Source organism: Acidobacteriota bacterium (genome assembly GCA_019347945.1).
GTDB lineage: Bacteria > Acidobacteriota > Thermoanaerobaculia > Gp7-AA8 > JAHWKK01 > JAHWKK01.
Genome location: JAHWKK010000008.1, coordinates 113464 through 136792 on the forward strand (window position 1 = coordinate 113464; position 23329 = coordinate 136792).

Annotated in this window: 20 protein-coding genes; 5 read left to right on the forward strand and 15 right to left on the reverse strand. The window is 61.8% G+C overall.

Annotated features, from left to right (window positions below; translation table 11 throughout):
• Positions 1 to 6: 6 nt before the first annotated feature.
• A complete protein-coding gene (locus KY459_07375; protein MBW3564529.1) occupies positions 7 to 315 on the reverse strand; it encodes a hypothetical protein in 309 nt (102 codons plus the stop codon).
• Positions 316 to 489: 174 nt separating this feature from the next.
• On the opposite strand from KY459_07375, the gene KY459_07380 reads away from it, so the two are divergent.
• Positions 490 to 1266, forward strand: a complete 777-nt coding sequence (locus KY459_07380; GenBank protein MBW3564530.1) for a PIG-L family deacetylase — start codon at positions 490 to 492, stop codon at positions 1264 to 1266.
• Between the two features lie 363 nt (positions 1267 to 1629).
• Here KY459_07380 and KY459_07385 read toward each other — a convergent pair whose 3' ends face one another.
• The 8 genes from KY459_07385 to KY459_07420 all read right to left on the reverse strand — a co-directional run bounded on the left by KY459_07385 (position 1630) and on the right by KY459_07420 (position 8018).
• Positions 1630 to 2079, reverse strand: a complete 450-nt coding sequence (locus KY459_07385) for a nuclear transport factor 2 family protein (GenBank protein MBW3564531.1) — start codon at positions 2077 to 2079, stop codon at positions 1630 to 1632.
• Positions 2076 to 2372 carry a hypothetical protein gene (locus KY459_07390; GenBank protein MBW3564532.1) on the reverse strand — a complete coding sequence of 99 codons (297 nt, stop codon included), beginning with the start codon at positions 2370 to 2372 and terminating at the stop codon, positions 2076 to 2078. The genes KY459_07385 and KY459_07390 overlap by 4 nt, the downstream gene beginning before the upstream one ends.
• 24 nt (positions 2373 to 2396) lie before the next feature.
• Entirely contained in the window at positions 2397 to 3035 is a 639-nt protein-coding gene (locus KY459_07395) for a c-type cytochrome (protein ID MBW3564533.1), read from the reverse strand.
• A 190-nt stretch (positions 3036 to 3225) separates the two neighbouring features.
• On the reverse strand, positions 3226 to 4116 hold the full coding sequence (locus KY459_07400; protein ID MBW3564534.1) for an alpha/beta fold hydrolase: 891 nt from the start codon (positions 4114 to 4116) through the stop codon (positions 3226 to 3228).
• Between the two features lie 188 nt (positions 4117 to 4304).
• Positions 4305 to 5291 (reverse strand): class II fructose-bisphosphatase, encoded by a 987-nt coding sequence (glpX, locus tag KY459_07405; GenBank protein MBW3564535.1) that lies wholly within the window; start codon positions 5289 to 5291, stop codon positions 4305 to 4307.
• A 5-nt stretch (positions 5292 to 5296) separates the two neighbouring features.
• A complete protein-coding gene (locus KY459_07410; GenBank protein ID MBW3564536.1) occupies positions 5297 to 6496 on the reverse strand; it encodes an acyl-CoA dehydrogenase family protein in 1200 nt (399 codons plus the stop codon).
• A 270-nt stretch (positions 6497 to 6766) separates the two neighbouring features.
• Positions 6767 to 7228, reverse strand: coding sequence for a hypothetical protein (locus KY459_07415; GenBank protein ID MBW3564537.1), 462 nt, complete (start codon positions 7226 to 7228; stop codon positions 6767 to 6769).
• Complete coding sequence (locus KY459_07420; GenBank protein ID MBW3564538.1) at positions 7221 to 8018, reverse strand: SDR family NAD(P)-dependent oxidoreductase; 798 nt, start codon at positions 8016 to 8018, stop codon at positions 7221 to 7223. The genes KY459_07415 and KY459_07420 overlap by 8 nt, the downstream gene beginning before the upstream one ends.
• 146 nt (positions 8019 to 8164) lie before the next feature.
• On the opposite strand from KY459_07420, the gene KY459_07425 reads away from it, so the two are divergent.
• The 4 genes from KY459_07425 to KY459_07440 are packed head-to-tail and all read left to right on the forward strand — an operon-like array spanning position 8165 to position 14085.
• On the forward strand, positions 8165 to 9724 hold the full coding sequence (locus KY459_07425) for a tetratricopeptide repeat protein (GenBank protein MBW3564539.1): 1560 nt from the start codon (positions 8165 to 8167) through the stop codon (positions 9722 to 9724).
• Positions 9699 to 11261, forward strand: coding sequence for a glycosyltransferase (locus KY459_07430; protein ID MBW3564540.1), 1563 nt, complete (start codon positions 9699 to 9701; stop codon positions 11259 to 11261). The genes KY459_07425 and KY459_07430 overlap by 26 nt, the downstream gene beginning before the upstream one ends.
• The gene (locus KY459_07435; protein ID MBW3564541.1) at positions 11258 to 12427 is read left to right on the forward strand and encodes a cellulase; all 1170 of its coding nucleotides are present in this window, start codon (positions 11258 to 11260) and stop codon (positions 12425 to 12427) included. The genes KY459_07430 and KY459_07435 overlap by 4 nt, the downstream gene beginning before the upstream one ends.
• On the forward strand, positions 12424 to 14085 hold the full coding sequence (locus tag KY459_07440) for a carboxypeptidase-like regulatory domain-containing protein (protein ID MBW3564542.1): 1662 nt from the start codon (positions 12424 to 12426) through the stop codon (positions 14083 to 14085). Before KY459_07435 ends, KY459_07440 begins: the two co-directional genes overlap by 4 nt.
• Positions 14086 to 14108: 23 nt before the next feature.
• On the opposite strand, the gene KY459_07445 is transcribed toward KY459_07440, so the two are convergent.
• The 6 genes from KY459_07445 to KY459_07470 all read right to left on the reverse strand — a co-directional run bounded on the left by KY459_07445 (position 14109) and on the right by KY459_07470 (position 23292).
• Positions 14109 to 16622, reverse strand: coding sequence for an EAL domain-containing protein (locus KY459_07445; GenBank protein MBW3564543.1), 2514 nt, complete (start codon positions 16620 to 16622; stop codon positions 14109 to 14111).
• Positions 16623 to 16680: 58 nt separating this feature from the next.
• On the reverse strand, positions 16681 to 19128 hold the full coding sequence (locus KY459_07450) for a protein kinase (protein ID MBW3564544.1): 2448 nt from the start codon (positions 19126 to 19128) through the stop codon (positions 16681 to 16683).
• Positions 19129 to 19341: 213 nt separating this feature from the next.
• Complete coding sequence (locus KY459_07455; protein MBW3564545.1) at positions 19342 to 20376, reverse strand: agmatinase family protein; 1035 nt, start codon at positions 20374 to 20376, stop codon at positions 19342 to 19344.
• Complete coding sequence (locus tag KY459_07460; protein ID MBW3564546.1) at positions 20376 to 20669, reverse strand: 2-nitropropane dioxygenase; 294 nt, start codon at positions 20667 to 20669, stop codon at positions 20376 to 20378. Before KY459_07460 ends, KY459_07455 begins: the two co-directional genes overlap by 1 nt.
• The gene (locus KY459_07465; protein ID MBW3564547.1) at positions 20666 to 21823 is read right to left on the reverse strand and encodes a class I SAM-dependent methyltransferase; all 1158 of its coding nucleotides are present in this window, start codon (positions 21821 to 21823) and stop codon (positions 20666 to 20668) included. The genes KY459_07460 and KY459_07465 overlap by 4 nt, the downstream gene beginning before the upstream one ends.
• Positions 21820 to 23292: a menaquinone biosynthesis decarboxylase gene (locus KY459_07470; GenBank protein MBW3564548.1), complete on the reverse strand. Its 1473-nt coding sequence runs from the start codon at positions 23290 to 23292 to the stop codon at positions 21820 to 21822. Before KY459_07470 ends, KY459_07465 begins: the two co-directional genes overlap by 4 nt.
• Positions 23293 to 23329 lie beyond the last annotated feature (37 nt).

Genomic DNA, 23329 nt, shown 5'->3' on the forward strand with positions numbered 1-23329 from the left:
TCAGCTCTATGGAGTCGGCGGTTGTGTGAGCTGCCGGCTCTTGCGCACCAGAAAGACGGTGAGGGCAATGAGCGCGGCGATTGCGGCGATCCAGAATGCGATCATCAGCAGCATCATCACCATCATCATCCCCATCCCCATGCCGCCCTGCATCATCGGACAGGTACCCATCATTCCGCCTGTCCCATCACTACCGTGCATCATCCCATGCATGCCCGCCATTCCGGCGCTATCGTTCGCCGGGGTGTTCGCAAATCCTGCGGCGGCAAAGAGCAGAACGAGAATGAATCCTGTAAAAGGCGCGAATCGTTTCATGCTGTATGTTCCCTCCGACCCAGTTCGGTGCAACGTGCATTCCCTGACCCGCGTCCCTGAATCTGTCGAGTGACGCGTGTTCCGCTGTCAGCATTGGCTCCTTCAACTTGTAGGCACAGTCGTCGCAACTTGCACGTCGTGGTCGCTCCGCATGCAATCGAGAGTGATAGCCGCATGAGAGTGCTCGCCGCGATGGCGCATCCTGACGACGCGGAGTTCCTCTGCGCGGGAACTCTCCGTCTTCTCGCCGAGTGCGGCTGGGAGCTTCGCTCCATCACGCTCAGCGGCGGCGACATGGGGGCGCCGTCGGGACGTCGCGAGGAGGTCCGCGTGACGCGCACCGAAGAAGCGCGACGCGCGGCGGAGACGATCGGTGGCAGCTATCGGTGGGCTGGTCTCAGCGACCTGGCGATCTACTACTGTCCCGAACAGCTCGAGAAAGTCACCGACGCGCTCCGCGAATTCGCTCCCGACATCGTCATCACCCACTCGCCGGACTGCTACATGATCGACCACGAGGAGACCGCGAAACTCGTCCGGATGGCGTGCTTCGGCGCCTGCATTCCGCTTTTTCCCAGTGCCGAGCCTCCGACACGCAATGGCGTTCCCGCGCTCTACTACGCCGACGCGTTCGAGGGGAAGGACAAATACGGCAATCCCGTCGTCGCTTCGTTCTGGATCGACGTGACCTCGACGTTCGATGTCCGGCAGCGCGCGCTCGCCTGCCACGCCAGTCAACGCGAGTGGCTGCGCGCACAACACGCCATCGATGACTATTTGGCCACGAACGAGAGTTTCGCGCGCGAGCACGGTTCTCGATGCGGCGTGCAATACGCCGAAGGGTTCCGCCAGCACCTCGGCCACGGTTACCCGCAGCACAATCTGCTGCGCGAGGCGCTCACCGATTTCGCGCTCGATCCGTCTCGTCCTCTCCCCGGAGACGTCCGATGACGCGGCGGGTGAGCAAGATCACTCCCGAGTGGTGGGACTACACCACGCTCGATCCAAGCATCATCGATGATGCCGCGCGGCGCGTACTGGTAGACCTGTGCCTCACCTGAGTCTTCGATACGGATGACCTTTGCCTTCGGTGTGAAGAACGGTTGCTCGACCTCTCCGGCTGGTTCGACGCCCAACCCCGAGTCACGGAGATGCGTAATCAGCGACTGGTAATCGACGCTCGCTTCCGAGGATGAAGTGCCCGCCGCGCCGTCGTTCGCCGACTGTACGGGTGCGCATCCGATCGACACGACAACGAGCAGTGCAAGCGCGCTCTGGAAGTTCATGATGCAGCTCCTTTTGAGATGGTACTCGTCAGTGATCCGCGCTCCTCGAGCGTGACGACCAATGGATGTGGATGATCTTCCACCCCTCCGGCGACTTCCTCAGGAGCATCGTCTCGGTTCCCGTGAGATCAATGGTCTTTTTACCGAAGGTCCCGCTCGTCTCGGTTCTCGTCAGGATCCAGGCATGTTCACCGTCAATTCCGCTCGTCTGGTCGACAATCGTAGTTTCGACCGAGCGGAGAAATTTCATATCGGAGTGCAGATGGTGCGAAGCGTACTCGTCGCGCGACGCCTCGACACCTCCGGTCTCGTAAATGACGACGTCCGGTGCGAGATGACCGAGCGCTGCTTCCGCGTTCCCCGACTCGAGCGCCCGGTGAAAAGAGGCCACGACCTCGGCCGGTCCATCCGTGCGCTCAACGGCCTCGGCTCCAAAGGTGATCAGCAGGGCAAGCAGCAGGATCGTCTTGCTCTTCATGACCTGTCCCCGGCTGGCAGATGGATCTCGGCCGCCGTCTTGTCTTTGGCGTAATGAACGACCACGCGGCTACCGGCCTGGATGTCCTCACGGCTTCCAGGATTCTTTCCTTTTAAGATCACGGTGTCGCCTGTCAGGCGGACCGAGACGACGTCGCCGTCGGTAGACGTCACTGTTAGAGTATCGTCCTCGAACTTCTCGATCGTTCCCATGACATGGCCGCTTCCGTGTGCGAAAGCGATGACCGGAACAACCAGTATGAGGGCGATGGCGACTGCATGAAGTGTTCTCAATGCTCTCTCCCTGGTTTCTGGATCTCAGTGATGGTGGCCCCGCTCCCCGTGGAGTGGCGGAGCTTCGTTATTGGTCTCGACGTCTTCACCCGCGAGGAACGCTTCCATCGCCCGCTGCTCTTCCAGTTCGTGAAGGCTGACGGGGTTCATCGCTTCCATCTGCTCGAGCTCCTCGGATGTGATTTCTGGAAGGTGCCGGATGAAGTGGACGAGCTCCCAGTCCGCCTCGCTCGGCGGCGTTCCGGGCTCTCCCCAGGCCGGCATCCCGGTGAGTCGGATGCCGTTGCGGATGATGTAGGCGAGCTCGCCGTCGCTGAGCGACTGGGTGTCCGGGTGGGTCATGTCAGGAGCCTTCGGGTACAGCCCCTGTCCCATTTCCGTCTGTCCCTTGCCGTCATTCCCGTGACATGAGGCACAGTGGTCTGCCCAGTGGGCGCGAGCGGACACAAGCACCGTGTCTGACGGCTCGAGCGGATTCTCCAGCTCTTTCGCATCGGCGGGAATGGCCAGGGTGCGCATCGCTCGGGCGAGAGCCGCTTCGAGCGCAGATGGTTCCTCACGGGCGCTGATTCCTGCCCGTGTCTGCGTCCACGCGAGAGCCCCGAGTGCGATGAGAACGAGCGCGATCAATCCCAGCGCGAAGAGTCCGACCGATCGCTTCATGGTCCCCCGTAAGAGTGAAAGGCTTCGGTGGATTCCCGGGGCGGAGGGAGTTTCTGTTGAGAGCCAGGCCCTGCTCGGTGATTGCGGCGGCGCGGGCTACGACTCGGACTCGGTACCGTCCCAGGAGACGACCGATGAAAGGATCTGCCCGGGTGATCGAGGTTGTCTCTAACGGCGCATTCCAGGAGCCTCATTGTGCTGCTGGCGTACCGTCACTTCCTGCAGCGTGCATCGCCGCATGAACCGGCTCTATTCCTTCCCGGAAGTAGCTCTGATGATCGCCCGGCACCTCAATGAGCTGGGCTCCCGTCTGCTCGGCAACGCGACGGGCATCTTCGACTGGAGTGACTGCATCTGCCCGGCCGTGGATGAGCACCGCCCTGCCACCGATCTCCTGCAGCGCCTCTTGAACCGGCACCCGAAGCAGAATTCGGTTGACTGCACCATCGACGGCCGGCAGGTGGTGGAGCACGGAGTCGGAGACGACACCCGCATCGAGGTGCGGGCGAAGAGATGGCAGGAGACGCCGAAGCAGAGGGCGGAAGGCACACATCGCCGTGCAGGAGATGCGTGCCAGCGTGTCATTGAACATCAGCAGCGCGCCTAGCTTCGTCAGCCTACGAATCCCGCGCCGTGCCTGCTCTCCGTCCGCAAACACCGGCGTTCCCATGAGGACGACTCGGGAGACCTCCCCCAGGAACCGGGCCGCGTAATTGGCGGCCAGGATCGTACCGAACGAGTGGGCTACGAGCGTGAGCTGTCTGGTTGCATCGTTGGCGATGAGTGTGCGGCGGAGAGCCTCGATGTGATCGTCGAGCGAGTAGTCGATCCCGGCAGGCCATGGCGAGCGGCCAAAGCCGAGCGCATCGACAAAGATCAGCCGGTGCTCACCGGCCAGAGAGTCGAAGCTCTGGCCCCAGTACCTGGTGGAGCCCTGAAGGCCCGCGATGAAAACGACCGGGCTCCCCGAGCCCCGAACTTCGGTATAGAGAAGGTCGCCGAGATAGTCCCGTGCTGCGCGCTCCCGGGCGAGGTCCATTTCCGCCGCAATGTAGACACCTGCAGCCGAACCTGCAGCCAACCCGGCGACGATGAGCAGCCGTCGACGTCTTCGACTTCGTTTCGAGGTTTTCCGCATCTTTGGGGAGGGGAATGGAGAAGGATATGAGGATGTGAGGATATGAGAGCGAAGGATGTTCAGGAGTGTCGGCTGTAACTGCCTCAAACCCTCATATCCCCAAATCCTTACATCCTCGTATCCTGTCTCTCTCAGCTGAAGGAGACCGTGAGCTCGCCGCCCTCCTCCTGGTAGATCGTGTCGACGAACCGGATCGTCTGGGTCTTGAGCGACAGAAAGATTGAAGAGACGCGGATGCCGTGGGCGAAGAAGCGGACTCCCCGAAGGAGGTCGCCGTCGGTCACCCCGCTCGCAGAGAAGATGATGTCGTCGCCGGAGGCGAGATCCTTCGTGTCGTAAACTTTCCCGTAATCATCGAATCCCATCTCCGCGAGACGATTTTCCTGCCATTTCTCGAGAGGGTGAAGACGGCCGATCATCACGCCATTGAGACATCGCATCGCCGCCGCCGTGAGCACTCCCTCGGGAGCGCCGCCGATTCCCATCATCGCGTGAATGCCGGTTCCCCGTACCGCTGCGGCGATTCCACCGGAGAGGTCGCCGTCGGTGATCAGCTTGATGCGAGCCCCTGCTTCGCGCACCTCTGAGATGAGTCCTGCATGGCGTTCCCGGTCGAGAATGACGATGGTCAGCTCATTGATGTCGCGGCCGAAGGACTCGGCGATTGCCTGGAGGTTATCGCGCACGGACGCCTCGAGATCGACTTTTCCGGCTGCCGTATGACCGACGCAGATCTTGTCCATGTAGACGTCGGGCGCGTTGAGCAGGCCGCCTCGCTCGGAAGCGGCGAGGACGGCGATCGAGTTTGGCGTGCCGGTGGCGCAGAGGTTGGTTCCTTCCAGCGGATCGACCGCAATGTCGATCTCGGGGCATTCCCGGCGGTCATCGGTGTCGTTGCGGCCCAGCTCCTCGCCGACGTAAAGCATTGGAGCCTTGTCCCGTTCTCCTTCGCCGATGACGATCCGGCCGTTCATCCGGAGCTTGTTCAACTCGGTCCGCATCGCCTCGACCGCGACGTGATCGGAACGCTTCCGGTCTCCGCGACCCATTGTTCGCGCGGCGGCGATCGCGGCTTTCTCGGAGGCGCGCAGAAAGCCGATCTCGAGGCTCGGTTCCATCGGCCTTACCTCGATTCCGCCATCTCGGCTTCGCGGGCCTGCGCCTGATCCTCGTTCATCGGAGGGTTGAATGCCGCGATGCCCGTGACCGCCTGGCCGATGACGAGATTATGGATGTCGTGAGTTCCCTCGTAGGTCTTGACCGATTCGAGATTCAGCATGTGTCGGATGACGGGATACTCGTCGGAGATTCCGTTCGCACCGAGAATGTCACGAGCGGTGCGCGCGCACTCGAGTGCGATGTGGACATTGTTCATCTTGCCCATCGAGACGTGCTGCGGCCGGAGCTTACCGTCATCCTTGAGGCGTCCCAGCTGCAAGGCCAGAAGCTGTCCCTTGGTGATCTCGGTGATCATCCAGGCGAGCTTGTTCTGAACGAGCTGATGCGATGCTATCGGTTGCCCGGCGAACTGGATCCGGGACTTCGAGTACTCGACGGCGGTCTGGTAAACGGCCATCGCGGCTCCGAGAGCGCCCCAGGCGATGCCGTACCGGGCCTGGTTCAGGCAGCCGAGAGGATGTTTGAGCGTCGAGGTCTCCGGCAGAACGTTGGCGTCGGGAATCCTGCAGTTGTCGAAGAACAGTTGCGAGGTCACCGACGCGCGGAGCGAGAACTTGCCCATGTGGTAGGCAGTGCTGAAGCCGGGTGTGTCCTTTTCGACGAGGAAGCCTCGTATCCCCCCTTCGGCCTTCGCCCAGACGACCGCGACATCGGCGATCGAACCATTGGTGATCCACGACTTCGCGCCGTTCAGAATCCATGAATCTCCGTCGCGCTTCGCATGGGTACGCATCCCTCCGGGGTTCGACCCGAAGTCCGGCTCGGTGAGACCGAAACAGCCGATCGCTTCGCCCGAGGCGAGCTTCGGGATCCATTTGTCTTTCTGTTCCTTCGAGCCATATGTGTAGATCGGATACATCACGAGCGCGGACTGCACCGACACGAACGAGCGAAGGCCGGAATCGCCTCGCTCGAGCTCCTGCATGATCAGGCCGTAGGCGACGTTGTTCAGTCCGGGAAGACCATATTCGTCGATCGTCGAGCCGAACAGCCCCATCTCGGCCATCTGGCTGATCAGATGGCGGGGAAACTTCTCCTCACGATGGGCTTCCTCGATGATGGGAAGGACCTCTTCGTCGACGAAATCGCGAACGGTCTGGCGAATCATCAGCTCCTCTTCCGAAAAGAGCGAGTCGATGAGCATGTAGTCAACACCTGGAAATTGCGTCACGAAAGATGCTCCTGATCAGAGAAAAATACCGGCGCCGGTGCGCGGGGCCTGAATGATAGCAGAGGATGGAGAGGCGAAGAGTGAAGAGTGAAGGGTGAAGAGTGAAAGAAGACCTCATGCAGCGGGGTCCGATCACTACGGCTCGCGAGCGGGGTTGGCAGGCGCGTGAGTCCGTGTTGAGCGGTGCGTTGCTTCACGAGCCCACCACGGCTCGTCCTGCTTTCACTCTTCACTCTTCACCCTTCACCCTTCACTCTTCTCCTCGATTTCCCGGGCATGCTGTTCGGCGACGACCGTCCTGATCATCCGGGTCGCGGCTCCTCCGGTTCCCGCGCGGCGTGCCATGAACCAGACGCAGATCGCGATCACACCTCCGGTCCACGAGAGAGGGACGAGTGCTCCCATGAAGGGCCACATCAGCCACAGGAGCGCTCCGAATGCGCCGAGGGCGAGTAGTGCGACCCGTCCTCTCCCGGGACGCTCGAGAACCGGATCCGCCCGGAGCTCCACCGATCCGTGCCCGGAACCCGACCATGACACCGTCCCGCCCGGCGCGTGATCCTCGGGTCCGAGACGGAAAGTCATCGACCCGGGCGCGGTCTCGACGACTTCGCCGCCCCACTCCTCGACCACCTCGGCGACCGTAGTTGCGAGTCCGTCGAGGTAGACGTCGTCTTCGACGATCCGGACACGAGGACTACTCACGAGAACGGCTCCGTCGTGCAGCGAAGGGTCGCGTGAGCCGGTCGAAGAGGGGGATGGGCATCAACCGGATCAGACGCATCATCAGTACCGTCGGGAGGGGAAAGCTCAGCTCGGCCCGGCGTCGCTCGATCGCCCCCGCGATGATTCCCGACGCTTTCTCGGCCGACATGATGAATGGCATTCGGAATCGCGCTCCGTCGGTCATTTCGGTCCGGACGAATCCCGGGTTGATGATCGTCACGTCGACCCCGGTGCCGATGAGCTCGACGCGCGCGGCCTCGAGAAACGCCCTGACCGCGGCCTTCGTCGCCGAATAGACCGCCATCCCCGGCACTCCTCGAAATGACGACACAGAGGAGATGCCGACGAAATGTCCATCTTCGTCCTCGACCATACGAGGGACCGTCGCGGCGTAGAGATTGAGCAGGCCCTCGAAGTTCGTTCTGGAGATGATCCGCGCGTCGTGCCCTTCCATTTTCCGCACCGTCATCGGGACGCTCACGCCGGCGTTGGCCACGACCAGATCGATCTTTCCGAGGCGTTCACGGGTCTCGGCCACTCCACGCTCGACCGATTCGGGATCGGTGACGTCCATTTCGATCGCGATTGCCTCGCCATTTCGGACCCCGATCTCGTCGACGAGACGCTCGAGCAGTCCGGTCCTCCGCGAGGCTGCCGCCACGCGGAACCCCCGTCTGGCGAGCTCCATGGCGAGCGCGCGCCCAATCCCGCTCGACGCGCCCGTGATCAGGCAGACCTGGCTCCCGGAGCCGGAAATGTCGGACGTCACGCGAAAAGAATACAGGAGAAAGCGACCAAAACAGTGGGGAGCCGAACCGAACGCGGCGGAGAGCGTCGCTTGCGCAGGCTGATCGGCTCGCCTTCCTGACCTCCGCTGATGAAACGGGCAATTCCAGCAGGATAGACTGCGCCTTCGTGATCGACTCCGCTCACAGATCAGGAAGAGGCATCCGGCTCATAGGCGCAGCAGTCCTGACGCTGCTCGTCGGGGCCAGTACGCTCGAAGCAGTGGAACCGCAGCGCGTCCCGGAGCGGCCGGTTCTGATTCAGCAGATCGAGGCTCATCAGTCGGCCGGGCGATGGGAGGAAGCGATCTCGCTGCTTCGTCGTGCTCTCGAGCGAGCTCCGAACGATCGCGAGTTGCGAATCATGCTCGCGGAAACGCTCTCGTGGGGCGGACGGTTCGAAGAGGCGGAGGCGCTTTTCATCGAGCTCGCCGAACGCGAACCGAGCAGGCGCGTCCGAATCGGGCTCGCTCGGACGCTTCAATGGCAAGGGGACTACGGAGCGGCCATCGAACAGTATCGACTGTTGCTCGCCGAAGATCCGGGGGATATCGATGCGCTCGAAGGTCTGGCGAGGACCGAGTACTGGGCGGGAGATTTCAGATCTGCGGAGCGTCTCTTCGAGAGGGTGATCGCGGCCGATCCCGCGAGGGATCAGGCGCGGGTTGATCTCGCAGCGATCCGGGTAGCGGCGAGGTCTTTACTGACGACAACCGCTTTCTTCCGCTCGGACGATCAACCCTACGATGCCACTCATGCGGAGATCAGCGCAATTTTTTTCTCGGATCCGCTGACCAAATGGACCGTGACTGCGGAGGGAAGCCGATTGGAGGGGGAGGGGCGCGGGCTGCCGGCGTCCGGACTGCTCGAGGGCGAAACGGCGAGTATCGAGATCGCCTCCGAGATCGGTATCCCGGCTCTCGGACTGTCGCTCGAGGGAGCGGTGAGGCCCTTCCGCTTCGCCGACGGCGAGACGGTCTGGCTGGGAAGGGCCGCGGTCACGAGAAGGATCACCCCTGCTTCGACGCTCCAGGCCTTCCATCGGAGAGATGAGCTGATCCGGACGGTGACCTCGCTCGACGATCATCCCTGGGTTGCCTCGACGGGACTTCGCTGGTCGCTCGACCGGAAGGGGTGGTTTGCAGAGGTTCAGGCGCGAGCTCTCGACTTCAGCGACGGAAATGAAGGTGCGTCCGCGAGCGGTTACGTGCTCGCTCCGATTTTCGACGAGCCGGTTCGTTTCTCCGCCGGCGTGTCGGCGCTCTACGCGGATACGGATGTAAACCGCTTCCGGCTGGATTCGATCGAGTCGGTGCCGCTCCGGGGGGGTGGCTTCGCCTACAGCTACGAGGGAAGATACGATCCATACTGGACTCCGATCGATCTTCGCGAAGCGAGGTTGCTGCTGTCGATGAATGGAAAGATCGGCCCGGTGACGGGTTGGAGGGTGGATGGGACGTATGGAACGGCTCGGGACGAAGCGCTTACCTTCGGGCCCGATCGCGGATTTTTCCCCTTCCCTTCGAATCCGTTTTCCGTGAACTTCAACCGCAGCTTCGAGCCCTGGTCTCTGCGTGCGGCGATCGAGAGGGAGTGGCCCAGGTTCAGTCTTCAGCTCAGGTACGATCGCTGGCTGAGCGCCGAATACGAGTTCGAGGAGATTGGTGCAACCCTGGTCAGACGATTCTGAGATCTTTCGCCACCGAAGAGCGGCGCCGATTCGAGGATGGCACCGCTGGGCGCTGATGACGCTGATCTTTCTCGGCCTGCAGAGCGTCGTTGTGTTTGCTCTGTGGTGGTTTCAGCCTCGCCACATCAATCAGCCGGTCCTTTTTGCACTCCTGTCGCTCGCCACCTGGTACGGAGTGTTCCGGATCATCGTCGGGTGGTACAACGCGTTTCACATCGAGCACCCCCCCTATATCGAGCCGCCCGAAGGAATGAGTGTGGCGATCTTCATTACTTCGAGCCCGGGGGAGCCTTACGAGATGTTCGTCCGGACCCTCGAAGCTGCCCGGCAGATCCGTTACCCTCATCAGACGTATCTGCTGGACGACACACGGGACCCGCGATTCGCCGAGCTGGCCGCCGAAAAGGGGGCGGTTCACCTCGAGATCGTCGGCGTCCCGGGTGCGAAAGCCGGAAAGATCAATGAGGCGCTGCGGCGGACCGATGAGGATTTCATTCTCGTTCTCGATCCCGACCACATCCCGTTTCCCGAGTTTCTCGATCGTGTACTCGGCCAGTTCGAGAATCCGGAGGTGGGATTCGTACAGGTTTCACAGGCGTATCACAATCCCGGGGAGTCGTTCGTGGCGCGAGCGGCAGCGGAGCAGACTTTCGCCTTTTACGGTCCGATCATGCAGGGAATGCACGGTACGGGCACGACGGTCGCGATCGGTGCGAATTGCACCTTCCGGCGGGAGGCGCTCGAGTCGATCGGTGGCCATGGAATCGGGCTCGCCGAGGATCTGGTCACTTCGATCCGATTGCATGCGGCCGGCTGGAAATCGGTCTACGTACCGGAGATCGTTTCCCGTGGTCTCGTGCCAGCGGATCTGAGCTCGTTTGCGAAGCAGCAGCTGAAGTGGTCGCGAGGCGTCCACGAAGTCCTCTTTCGGGAGTACCCGCGCCTTTTCACCAGGCTCACGCCGCATCAGCGGATCTCGTATCTGATGATCGGCAGCTATTACTTCGTCGGAGTCACCAGCCTGATCTACTTCACGATTCCTCTGCTGTATCTGTGGCTCGGCCAGAATCCCGCGGCGATGCTGATCATGGACTACCTCCGGCATGCAGTTCCCGTAGGTCTCTTCGGTCTGTTGATCTACCGATTTGTTCACGAGTGGCTCTGCGACCCGGCGAGGGAGCGCGGCTGGCACTGGCGGGGTACGCTTCTAAAGATAGGATTATGGAACATCCACCTTCATGGCTTGGTTCTGGCGTTGGCTCGTGTGGATGTCCCCTACATACCGACTGAGAAGAGGCGCCGGACCGGGAGGTTCCTGGTGATGGCGCGAGTTCCCCTGACGGTCATCGCCTTGTCTGCGGCTACCATCGTCTGGACGATCTACTCCAGGTTGTACCTGCTACCCGAGGCGGAGGTGCGCATCACGACCGAGGTCACTTTCGGCATGATGGCCTTCCTCACGGCCAATGTGATCATGATGAGCGGGCGTCTCTACGCCGCGTGGCAGGACAGGACCCTTGTTCGGAGCGAGTCATGACGGACCGCGGACGATATCAGCTCTTCGCGTTCGCTCTCGGATGGTTCGCCCTGATCGGCGTGGCATTCCACCTCGGTCTCGACCGGCTCTACCAGGCGGGGGTCGACAGGCTTGGAGTCAGCGTGGCCCGAGTCGGTCAGTTCTTCTCGGATGCGGAGGGGGACGCCGTACGGAGAGTGCGGCATTCGTCGCGGCTGGATTATCTCGAGCCGCTGCGTCCGGTGCTCGATTCGGTCGATCAGCTGAAAGATCCCCCGAGAACACTGTTCGGGGCCTACGACGGCGGGTTTCCGGGAACGTTCGCCGGCTTCAACCGGCTCGAGGACGAGCTCGACTTCAAGTTTCCGATCATCTCCTTCTACAACGCCTGGGGCGACCGGCCGGACCAGCAGTTTCCGAGACGGATGGTCGAAACGATCGCGAGCATGGGCTCGGTTCCGCTGATCACATGGGAGCCGTGGACCGTCGACTTCGACGATTCGGTCCGTACGAACCTTCCGAGCCGGGAAGAGCGAGAGTATGCCTCGATGCAGGCGATCGCAAGAGGCGATTACGATTTTTACGTCGTCCGTTGGGCCCGCGAGGCCGCGGCGTATGGCAAGCCGATATTCGTCCGCTTCGCACACGAAATGAACGATCCGTACCGTTACCCGTGGGGACCCCAGAACGGCAACCGGCCAACGGATTTCGTCGCCGCATGGATCCGCGTCCATCAGATCTTCCAGAAGATGGAGGCCACGAATGTTCTCTGGATCTGGTCGCCTCACGTTTCGATGCCCTGGCTCGAGTACTACTATCCGGGGGACGAATATGTCGACTGGATCGGGGTGGGAGTTCTCAATTACGGCAATGTAGCGTCCTGGTCGCGATGGTGGAGTTTTCATCAGATACTCGAAAAGGCGTACCCGACGCTGATATCGCTCGACAAACCGATCATGATCAGCGAATTCGGCACTCTCGACGAAGGGGGCAATATGGCCGCGTGGTACCAGCAGGCGTTCTATCAATTGAATCATCACTACGGGCGTGTGCGAGCGGTGGTGTTCTTCAATGCGGCGGCGGACCGTTCAATCTCCACGGAATGGCCGCTCGACTGGAGCCTGACTCAGAGCGAGCGCGCGACGGAGATCGTCTCGAGGGAGGTTGCAAAAGCATCGAGATGGTGAGATCGATTCGACATTGGGCTCTGGTCCCGGGAACTTTGCTTCTGGCTCTGGCGGCCGCACTGCCCGCGGCGGCGCAAACGAGCTTCGTCACTGGTCATGTCAGGACCAGCACCGGCGTCGGGATACAGGGGATGGTGGTAAGCGCGTACAGCCTCAGCGGCGCGGAGATCGCCAGCGAGGTCACGAGTAGCGACGGAAGTTACACCCTTGCGCTTTCGAGCGCGACCTACAAGCTGCTCGCATACGATCGGGACGGGGCGTTCGCGACGAGCTTCTATCGGGACGCTTCGTCATTCGAGACCTCGGCCGAGGTCGGCGTGCCGCCGGGGAGTACGATTCAGAACATCGATTTCCGGCTCGAGAAGGGATACTTCGTATCAGGGACCGTCCGTGTGCCCGCGGGAATCAGCCTCTCGGATGTCGTGGTCGCGGCCTACAATCTCAACGGAAGCCGGCGCGGCTATCAAAAGGTCTCACCGACGGGTACGTATTCGCTGGTCCTGCCCGCGGGTACGTACAAGTTCGCGGCGTACGACGAGCGCCAGATTCTCGCGACGCAGTTTTTCGACGACGCCCTCTCGTTCGGAGGTGCCCTGACCGTGCAGGTGACGAGCAACCTGCCGCTCGATTTCAGTCTTCAGCTCGGCGGGCGCATCTCCGGAACGATCACGAACCGGAAGACCGGGGGTCCTCTCGAAAATGTATGGGTGTTCGTCTATGACCTCGCCGGAACAGTCGTGGTTTCGGCGGTGACGGACTCGAGCGGCCGATATTCGGTGGCAGTGCCGGCCGGTACGTACAAGCTCGGTGGAGTCGATCCGGAAAAACGGTTCGTCCCGGGCTTTCTCGGCAACGTCTCGACTTTCGAGAGCAGTCCGACGGTCACGGCGGTCGCTGGCCAGCAGTTGAATGGACTGTCGTTTTCGCTGGAGGAGAACACGCCCGAACCGGTGATCACGACGTTATTCATCCCCGTCGCAGCCAGCAACGCGGGTTCGGGTGGAACGTTCTTTCGTACTGATGTCTGGATTCAGAATCCACATTCTTCCCTGCTCGAGGTCGAGGCGACCCATCTTCCGCCTCCCTCTTCCGGGCAGTCGCCTCTCGCAAAAGTGTTTCTGGTACAGGCGAGATCGCAGAGGCATCTGCGCGACATCGTTGCGACGGAGTTCGGACGAAGTGGCGGAGGGGCTTTGAAGCTGACCGCCACCTCGGGCTTTGTGGCGACGAGCAGAACCTACAACGATCCTGCCGATCCTTCGGTCGGAACCTCGGGTCTCTCCATTGCCGCTCAACCGGCAACGGAGACGCTCGCGAAGGCGATCATTCCGGGACTGTCGAACAGTCCGAAGTACCGCTCCAACGTCGGCGCTTTCAACCCGGGGCCGAATCCGATCGAGATTCGTTTCTCTCTTTACGACGAGAATGGTTTGCTCATCGGTGAGGGGAGCCGCCTGTTCGCACCGCTCGAGTGGTTTCAGGCGAACACGATCTTCGCTTTCCTGGGCGTGTCCACGAACGGCTCGGAGAATGCCTACCTCATCCTGAGCTCGAAGGAGGGATCGTTCTTTTCGTACGGGACGGTCGTGGACGGGAAGAGTGGCGACTCGACCCTGATCCTCCCGTCACCGAGCGAAGACGGAGAGACGGACGGCTGAAAGCTGTCGTACGCGGAACCCGGTCACGCGGTGCCGCGATCTGCCGTCATCGTCATCAGAAGCTCTTCGATCGTCGCCGCCGGAACCGCCGGAGAGAAGAGGAACCCCTGCCCCTGGGAACATCCGCTGGCTCTGAGGTGCTCACATTGCTCTTCGAGCTCGATCCCCTCGGCGATCGTCCGCAGACCGAGATTTTCGCTGAGCAACAGGATGGCGGTGACGATTGAATGATCGTGTGAATTGATCATCATGCCGCGAATGAACTCCTGATCGATTTTGACGGTGTCGATCGGAAACTTCTTGAGGTACATCAGCGACGACCTTCCGGTACCGAAGTCGTCGACCGCGATTCGTATGCCGGTGGCTCTGATCTCTTCGAGAAGCCCGACCGTCCATCCCGATCGCTGCAGCGCGATCGATTCGGTAATTTCGAGCTCGATCATGCTCGAATCGACATCCGCCTCTCGAATCGCGGCCTTCACGACACCGAGAAAATCCTTCTGATGAAACTGCCGGGCGGATACGTTGATGGCCATCTGCATGCGCGGGTTCAGAGCCTGCCAGGCTTTCAGGTCCATGCAGGCGCGTCGCAGAATGTGCTCGCCGAGCGGGACGATCAGCCCTGTCTGCTCGGCGAGCGCGATGAAACCGGATGGCTCCACGACAACGCCCTCCGGATGGTGCCAGCGGACGAGCGCCTCCACACCGGTGAGCTCGCGTGTTTCGAGGTCGTATTGGGGCTGATAGTAGGGGACGATCTGCCCGAGGTCCATCGCGGTTCTGAGCTCCTCCTCGACCGACATCCTGCGGATTCCCCTTGCGCTGTCTCCCTCGGGATAGCTGAGCACGCCGTCGCCGCCTCGAATCTTGACGCGGTACATCATGCTGTCCGCGTTCTGCAGAAGCGCTTCTGCGTCGTCGCCGTCCCGGGGGAAGAGGGAAGCTCCGATACTCGCAGTCACGAAAATCACTTCGTCATCGATCGAAATTGGACTTTCCAGCGATAGCCGGAGTGTCTCGGCTACATCCTGGATGGACTCTTCTTTGCGGAGATCGGGAAGGATGATCACGAACTCGTCGCCGCCGAAACGCGCGACGGTATCGCTCGCGCGTACGACCCCCGACAGGCGCTGGCCGACCTGCTGGAGCACTTCGTCGCCGATCTGATGACCGAGGACGTCGTTGACGCCCTTGAGGTCATCGATGTCGAGGAAGATGACGGCGACCTGAAGATCGAGGCGTCGCGCGCTCTCGATGGCCATGTGAAGACGATCCTGAAGAAGGCTCCTGTTCGGAAGGCCGGTGAGAGGGTCGTGGTGAGCGCGATACTCGATCTCGAGCTCCGACAACTTTCGTTCAGTGATGTCGAGAACGATGCCTTCGATCAGCCCTTCCTCTTTAGTGAACCGCGCGTTTTCCAGCGCCCAGAAGACTTCCCCGTCGCGGCGAACCAGCTCGACTTCCAGATTCGACAGGACGCCATCCTGAATCAATTGTTTGATGACACGCGCCCTTTTTTCGGGATCGCGATAGGTTATCTGGCCCGATTCGATGAACTCTTCGATAGACTCGAAGCCGAACATGCGAGCACACGCCGGATTGGCGCTCACGATTCGCCCCCGGGTCGTAGCCACGTACACGCCGGCCAGGTTTCTGTCGAAGAGACTTGCATACCTCGCCTCCGAGGAGATCAGAGCGACCTGTGCGCCGAGGCGACGCTCGAACTCCTCTCGGAACTGAGCGGTTCGGTTCGTAACGCGCTGCTCGAGCTTCTGGTTGAGATCCTCGAGGTCGTTCTGGGTTGCCTCGAGGCGCGAGACCATGTCGTTGAAGGCCGTGGCGAGCGTTCCCACCTCGCTTCCGTCCGGTACCTCGGCCCGCTCTCCCCGTGCGCCGTGAGCAATCCGTTTGGTCGTCTGAACGATCTTCTCGAGAGGTCCCGTCAGCAGCCCCGCGAGAAACCATGACCCCGCCACACCGAGTGCGAGAAAGAGCAGCGCCGAGCTCGCAACCGCTCGCCGGCCCGCGGCGACATTTGCGTTGTGCCGGTCCATCGAAAACCCGAGATAAAGCTGGCCGATCGCTCGAGGGCCATCCCGGATCGGTGCGACTGCCTGGTAGACCCGCTCGTCCTCGGTGAAGCCCCCCCGTACCTCGGAAGAGAGTGCCGGCTGTGGTGCCGGCGGTGGACCGGTGGGAAGGGTTGCATAGCCCGACTGGTCCGCCAGCGTTTCGTTGAACGCAGAGAGAACCGTTCCCTCCATGTCGGTAGCGACGATATAGACCAGATCGGTACTCTGGCGAAGGGCCCTGAGGATCGGAGCGCCGGAGACGGGGCGGCCCGCCGAGACGCTTTCACTGAGCCCGTGAGCTCCCATCGTGGCGATGCTCGTCGCGGTATCGCTCATCGACAGTCGGGCGCCATCGCGGATTCGCAAAGGGAGGTACCAGATGAGGAAGATGGAGATCATGCCGATGAGCGCGCTGATCAGAAGCGCGAGCTTCGTCCGAAGACTGAAGGAACGCTCTCTCGGCATGTCTAATATTTACCATTGTTCGCCACACGGCTGATAGCAGCCGACGAAAACTCATCAGTCAGACTGGGGACCTGGCGCACAGCAAACGCTGCATTCCGATGGCGTCGTCCCTCACGGCTTCGAGCTCCTCGCGAACGGGTACGAGAAGCTGCTGAAAGTCCTGGCGCTGCTGAAGTTGTGCAAGCCACGGGTGGTGCTCGAGTGTGTGGAGGCCGTTGTTTCCGAGCCGGATCGTATCGCGAACGCGGGCAACCGCACCGTCATCGTCGCCGACACGGGCGAGCGCGAGCGCCGCCCGAAGGGCTGCGTAATGATTCGATTCGGCGGCCGGGGCGATCGCTTCCAGCTCCTTGATAACCGTCTCCCGTTCGCCGCGATCAGCCGCGATCATCGCCCGCAGACCGGTTCCGGCGAAGTGACCGGGAGCGAGCTCGTCAACTCTCCGTCCATGCCGGGTAGCGACGACGACATTGCCGAGCTGAAGATGAGCGAGAGCAAGGATGTCGTGTCCCGAAAGCTCGGTCTCCGGAACGCGCAGGGCATCACTGGCGGTGGCGATCGCCAGTTCCGGCTCGAGCCCATTGATGTACCAGTAGCCTCGTATCCGGGTGTCGTTCGAGGAAGGATCGATCGATGTGAAGCGATCGATCAGGCACTGGGCGCGCTCCATGTCACCCAGTGAAACGAAGTAGGAGATCACAGGGGCGAGCGCCTGCGGCTCGTTCGGATCGAGCCGCAGCGCCGCCAGATGCTCGCGGACCGATTCGGTGAATCGATTGTCCTGGCGGACGAGAGTCCTTCCGAGGGCCACGTGGGCCGTCGGAAGCGTCGGATCGAGTCTCACGGCCTGGCGCGCGTACCACTCCGGCGACGCGAGGTCTTCGGGAACCTGGACGCCGCGGACCCGACCGAGCGAAAGAGCGATTGCGAGCTCGGCGTATGCCGCTGCGAACTCCGGGTCGAGCTCGGTCGCCGCCACCAGTGATTGAATCTGTTGGAGCTGCTCTTCCGGAATGCTGGACCCGGTGAGCGCGCGAGCGCGAAGGTAGTGTTCGTATGCCTTTGTATTCTCGGTGAAGGGACGTGAGGTTCGGTTCACATTCGTCCCGCGAAGGTTCCGGCGGAGCGCAGTGACTGTTTCGTCAGAGACGCGGTCGATGAGACCGATCAGATCCTCCCGGTTTCCCTCGATCGTATCGGACCAGACGCCAAAGTTGCTTCTCGTGTCGACCAGTTGAAGACTGACGCGGATCCGGCCGCCGCTGCTGAGAAAATTGCCCGTCAGGATCGCATCCACTTCGAGAGCATCGGCCGCGTCGGCGAGCGTGTAGTCGGCCCCGCCGTACCTCAGGGCCGAGGCCGTCGGCCGGACGCGAAGGAACTCCACCTGCTGTAGTTTCGTGATCAACGCGTCGGCAAAACCGACCGAAAGAAATTCATCACCCTCGGTGACGGCAAGGTTCGTCAGCGGAAGCACCGCGACCGACTCGATCGGTCCGCCGGCCACCGGGGTTTCCCGGAAGAAATCGCCGAACCACACTCCGAAAACCAGCAGTACGATCGCGAGAATCGCGGTCGCCCCCGGAACGAGCCATACACTTCGCCGGCGGGTCGCGAGAAGCCGGTAACTGCGTCGCGAGGTCTGGGCGCGGGTTCGGTCGAGCTCCTCGTCGAGCGCCGCGAGATCCTCGACGAGAGCATCCGCGCTCTGATATCGGTCGGCGGGGTGCTTCTGAAGCAGTCGAGCGATGACCCGGGCGAGCTCGGGACCGATCGGAAAATTCGCGGACTCGAGAGGAGCGGGTTCTTCCTCCCGGATCATTTCGAGAAGCATGAGAGGGTTCTCCGCCGAAAAGGGGAGCTTCCCCGAGGCCATTTCGTAGAGAACTACGCCCGTGGAGAAGAGGTCGCTCCGAATATCGGGCTCCATCCCGGCGGCTTGCTCGGGGGAGATGTAGGGAACGGTGCCGAAGAAACTCGACGCGGTCGAGGCATCCGGGCTCGTCGGAGCGTTGGCGCCGGCCGTGACGACCCGTGCAAGGCCGAAATCGAGAATTTTGACGGCGTCGTCGTCGCTGACGAGGACGTTCGAACTTTTGATGTCGCGATGAATGATTCCGCTCCTGTGAGCCGCAGCCAGACCCGCGGCTATCTGCCGGGCGATTCGCAGAAAGCGGTCGAGCGTGATCTCTCTCCTTCGGATGAGCGTCGACAGCGTCACCCCCTCGCAGTACTCCATCACGATGTAGGGACGACCCTGATCATCCGTGCCGACTTCGTGGATCGTGGAGATGCTTGGATGCCGGATCGCCGCGGCCGCCCTGGCCTCGCGAAGTGAGCGGTCCGCGGACGAATAGTGCGGACCGCCGGCATTCAGCAGCTTGAGAGCGACGTCCCGGTCCAGATCCGGGTCGTGCGCGAGGTACACCGTTCCCATCCCACCGTGGCCGAGAAGCCGGCGGATCTCGTACTTTCCGATTCGAACGGGGATCTCTTCCGAGCTCAATGCTTTTTTCGCCCTTCGGGCAGCCCGGACGGCGCCGGCGCCACGCCTGCCGTGGGGCCAGCTCGTTGCCCGCAGTGGATCCCTTCCGGCAATTCCGCTCCCGGTCGATCTGCTGCCTGATCGAGTGAAGATACTCCCTCGTTCAGTCCGGAGTCCAGACGGATTCCGCTATTGAAGGCCGGACCGATCCGGCGATGTCGCTAGCTCTGCGCGTCAGCGAGAGGCCTGCGAGAGCAGGGCGTATCCGATCATCTTGTAGAGGAGTCGCGCTCCGACGTTGGCGTCCCACTCGGTCTTTCCCGGGGAGACCTCGCACAGGTCGAGACCGACGATGCGACGGCCGGACCGGACGACCGCGCTGAGCAGCCCGATCGCCTGGTGCCACGACAGCCCGCCCGGTACCGGAGTTCCGGTTCCAGGGCAGAGAGTCGGGTCGAGACCATCGATGTCCCATGAGAGATAGACGTGCTGCGGGAGCGCGTCGACGATCTCCGCCGCCATCTCGCTCCACAGCTCGCCCGCCTGGGCCCGGGATGCGAGGTCGCTGTCGTACCAGGCGCGAATCCGATCTCCTGATTCGGCGATCATTCCCGCCTCGGCGCCCCCCACGTCCCGCAGACCGACCTGGACGATCTTCGACACGCCGGGAATCTCCTGAAAGACATTGAAGAAGATGGAGGCATGAGACCACCTGAAGCCCTCATAGCTTTCGCGCAGGTCCGCGTGGGCGTCGAGGTGGAGCACTCCCAGGCCGGGGAACGCTTCCGCGTATGCGCGCATCGCTCCGAAGGGAACCGAGTGATCCCCACCGAGGACGACGGGCATCCGATTCCTACCGATCCAGAAGCGAGTCTGTTTGTAGACCCACTCGTTGACCTTTTCTCCGATTGAATCGACTTCGGCAAGATCCCTTTGAAGGTCCGGGTCGTCGTCGATCACCCCCCCTTTTTCGATGATCGGCTTGGCGAGCCGGCGAGCCTCCTCGTTCCAGGCGACGATTTCCCGGGGAAGGTCGAGCATCGCGATTCCCGCCTCGTACGGCTTACCGGTGTCGTGGTCGTAGAGGTCCACCTGGCGGGATGCCTCCAGCACCGCAGCGGGGCCGTCGGACGTTCCACCGCCGTAGGATGTCGTCGCTTCGAAGGGGACGGGAACGACGATGACTGCAGCGTCCTCGGGGTCGATGGAGAGCCCGTAGATGCCCGAGTCGGCCGGTGCAGCGGCATCTGGATCGAACCCGGCGGACATCAGTCGAGATCGAGAGGTCCCGGCATCGGGCTGCTGTCCTTATCCGCGCGGTCGAAGGCTTCGCGAAACTTTTCCTCGAGAATCCGTTGCCGTTCCTTTTGCGAGCTCATCTGGCGCTCGAAGGCTTTCTCGCGTTCACTTTTCTGGGAATCGAGATCGCTCATCATCGCGAGCAGATCCCGTTTCTTCGTCGCGGCCGGCTTCTCGTGGAGAAGGACTTCGCCCGAGGCCCGATCGACGATCAGTTTCGCTGAACAGCACGGACAGTCGATTTCGAATGGTTCGTTCTTCATTGGTTCCTCGCAAGAATGTACCAACCCGGCGTCGCGAGGTCTTCCCGTGACCAGGGAATGCCCGCCGCGTCCATTCGGCCGGTGAATTTATCGAACCCCGCCACGTCGTACGGGGGGTGAGCGGTGGTGGAGATCAGATTCCATTGCGCCATATGGAGCGTATCCTCGATGGTCTTCCGGGTGTAGAAGCGGAGATGTCCGATGCAGATCGGCCCGGCGTAGATGTAATCGAAACGTCCGAGGAGAAGGTCCTGTACGACTGGCCAGAAGGCGACGTTGGGAATGCTGAGAAGCAGCACGCCCCCGGGCTCAACGACGCGCTTGAGCTCGCGAAGAAACTCCCAGGGATCTTCCAGGTGCTCGAGTATGTCGCCGCCAACCACGGCATCGAACTTTTCGTCGATGCGGCGGACGACATCCCGGACGTCGGCGACGAACACTTCGTCGAGAACGCCCTCGGCGACCCTGGCGGCGCGTTCGTCGATCTCTACTCCGGAGACGAACGACTTCTGGCGGGCTTTGATCGCTGCTCCGAGTCTGCCTTCTCCGCATCCGATCTCGAGGACTCTTTTGGCGTCGGTGGGAACGAGCGAGAGGATGTCCTCTCGGACGAACGATCTCTGAGAGGCGTACCGGTAGAGAAACGCAGACTCGGCGATCGCTACGGTGTGTCCGCCGAGAGCCGAGGTGATTTCTTCGTCCGACGAGTTGAGCCTATCAGTCCGGCAGAGGAAGAGCCCGGGATCTGCGCCATTCCAGGTGACCGTTCTGACATTTCGCGGCGCCTCGCGGGCCGACCTGTCTTCGAACTGGCGGAGTGTCTGCGCGCCACCGGGTACCGTGCCGAGCTGCTCGGGTTGGTTCGTGATGTTGGTCATCGGCACGACCGCGTCGGCATCAGGAGACGCTTCGAGGGCTTCGAGCATCCTTCCGACGCAGGAAGGCGAGGCGATCCCGAGAGCGTCGGTGAGCACCAGCGCGTATGGTGTCTCCACTCCGTTGAGCACCTGACTCGCGGAGGAGTCGCGATCGAAATCAGCCATGGCGAACCAGTCGGTCTGGCGCTCCAGAGTCAGTCGGGCCTGCGTCAGCCCGTACCCCGTGTCGAGAGAAAGCTTACGCAGCCGGGCGAACAGGATCGTGATGTCGCTCACGGCTGCCGCTCCGGGTAGGGGCCCAGCCCGAGCTCCGGCCAGATCTTCCTGATTCTCGCCACCACCTCGTCGGACATCTCGATCTCGTCGGGCCACACCCGATCGAAACCTTCTCCAGGCAGCTTTCTGGTTCCGTCGATTCCCATGTGACTTCCATAACCAAAAGCGCGCGACGCATGATCGAGCACGTCGATGGGGCCCATCACCATCTCGACGTCGCGCTCCGGGTCGATATTGTTCAGCGCGTACCATGCCACCTCTTCGAGCGAGTGGGGATCGATATGGTCGTCGACCACGAGAATGACCTTGGTGAACATCGCCTGACCGAGTCCCCAGATACCGTGCATGATTTTTCGCGCGTGCCCGGGATACCTTTTCCTGATCGAAAGGATCATCAGATTGTGGAAGACGCCCTCGGCCGGCATGTGCATGTCGACGATCTCGGGAAACTGCTTCTTCATGATCGGCAGGAACATGCGCTCGATGGCGAAGCCCATGTGTGCGTCTTCCTGCGGGGGCTTTCCGACGATCGTCGTCATGTAAACCGGATTCCTGCGCATCGTCATCGCTTCGACGTGAAAAACGGAGTACGGCTCGACCGGTGTGTAGAAGCCGGTGTGATCGCCGAATGGTCCCTCGGCTCGCCGCTCGGCGGGGTCGACCCATCCTTCCAGAACGATCTCCGCGTTCGCGGGGACCTCGAGATCGTTCGTGATGCATTTGACCATCCTGACGGGCTGATCCCGGGCGAAGCCCGCAAACATCATCTCGTCGATGTCGGGGGGAAGCGGGCAAACAGCCGAAAAGACGGTGATCGGATCCGAGCCGATCGCGACCGACACGGGAATCTTCTCGATTCTTGCCGCCTCGGCATCCTGGTGATGTCGCGCCCCATCCTTGTGCAGCTGCCAGTGCATGCCGGTCGTCTTCGAGTCGTACACCTGCATGCGGTACATTCCGCAGTTGCGTCTTCCGGAGGCCTGATCCTTCGTGAACACCAGCGGCATCGTGATGAACGGCCCGCCGTCCTGAGGCCAGCAGGTGAGGACCGGAAGGAGGCCGAGGTCGACCTCGTCTCCGCGAAGAACCACCTCCTGGCAATCGCCCGAGCCGACGACCTTCGGGAACGCCTTGGCGAGCTCTCCGAGGGCAGGCAGCATTTTGATCTTGTCGATCATTCCGGTGGGGATCCGCGGCTCGAGAAAGAAATCGAGCCGATCGGTCCAATCTTTCCAGTCCTCGACCCCGAGCGCGAGCTTCATCCGGCGCTCGGATCCGAGCAGATTGATCGCGACCGGCATCTTCGAGCCCTCGACATTCTCGAACAGGAGTGCGGGCCCATGGGCTTTGGAGACCCGATCGGCGATCTCGCTGATCTCCAGGTGAGCGGAGACCTTTTTCGAGATGCGAACGAGCTCGTCCTCACGCTCGAGCCGGCGCAGAAAGACAGAGAGATTTTCGTAAGCCATCGCCGCGTCGTAGTATAGCGACTGGCGTTTGGCCATG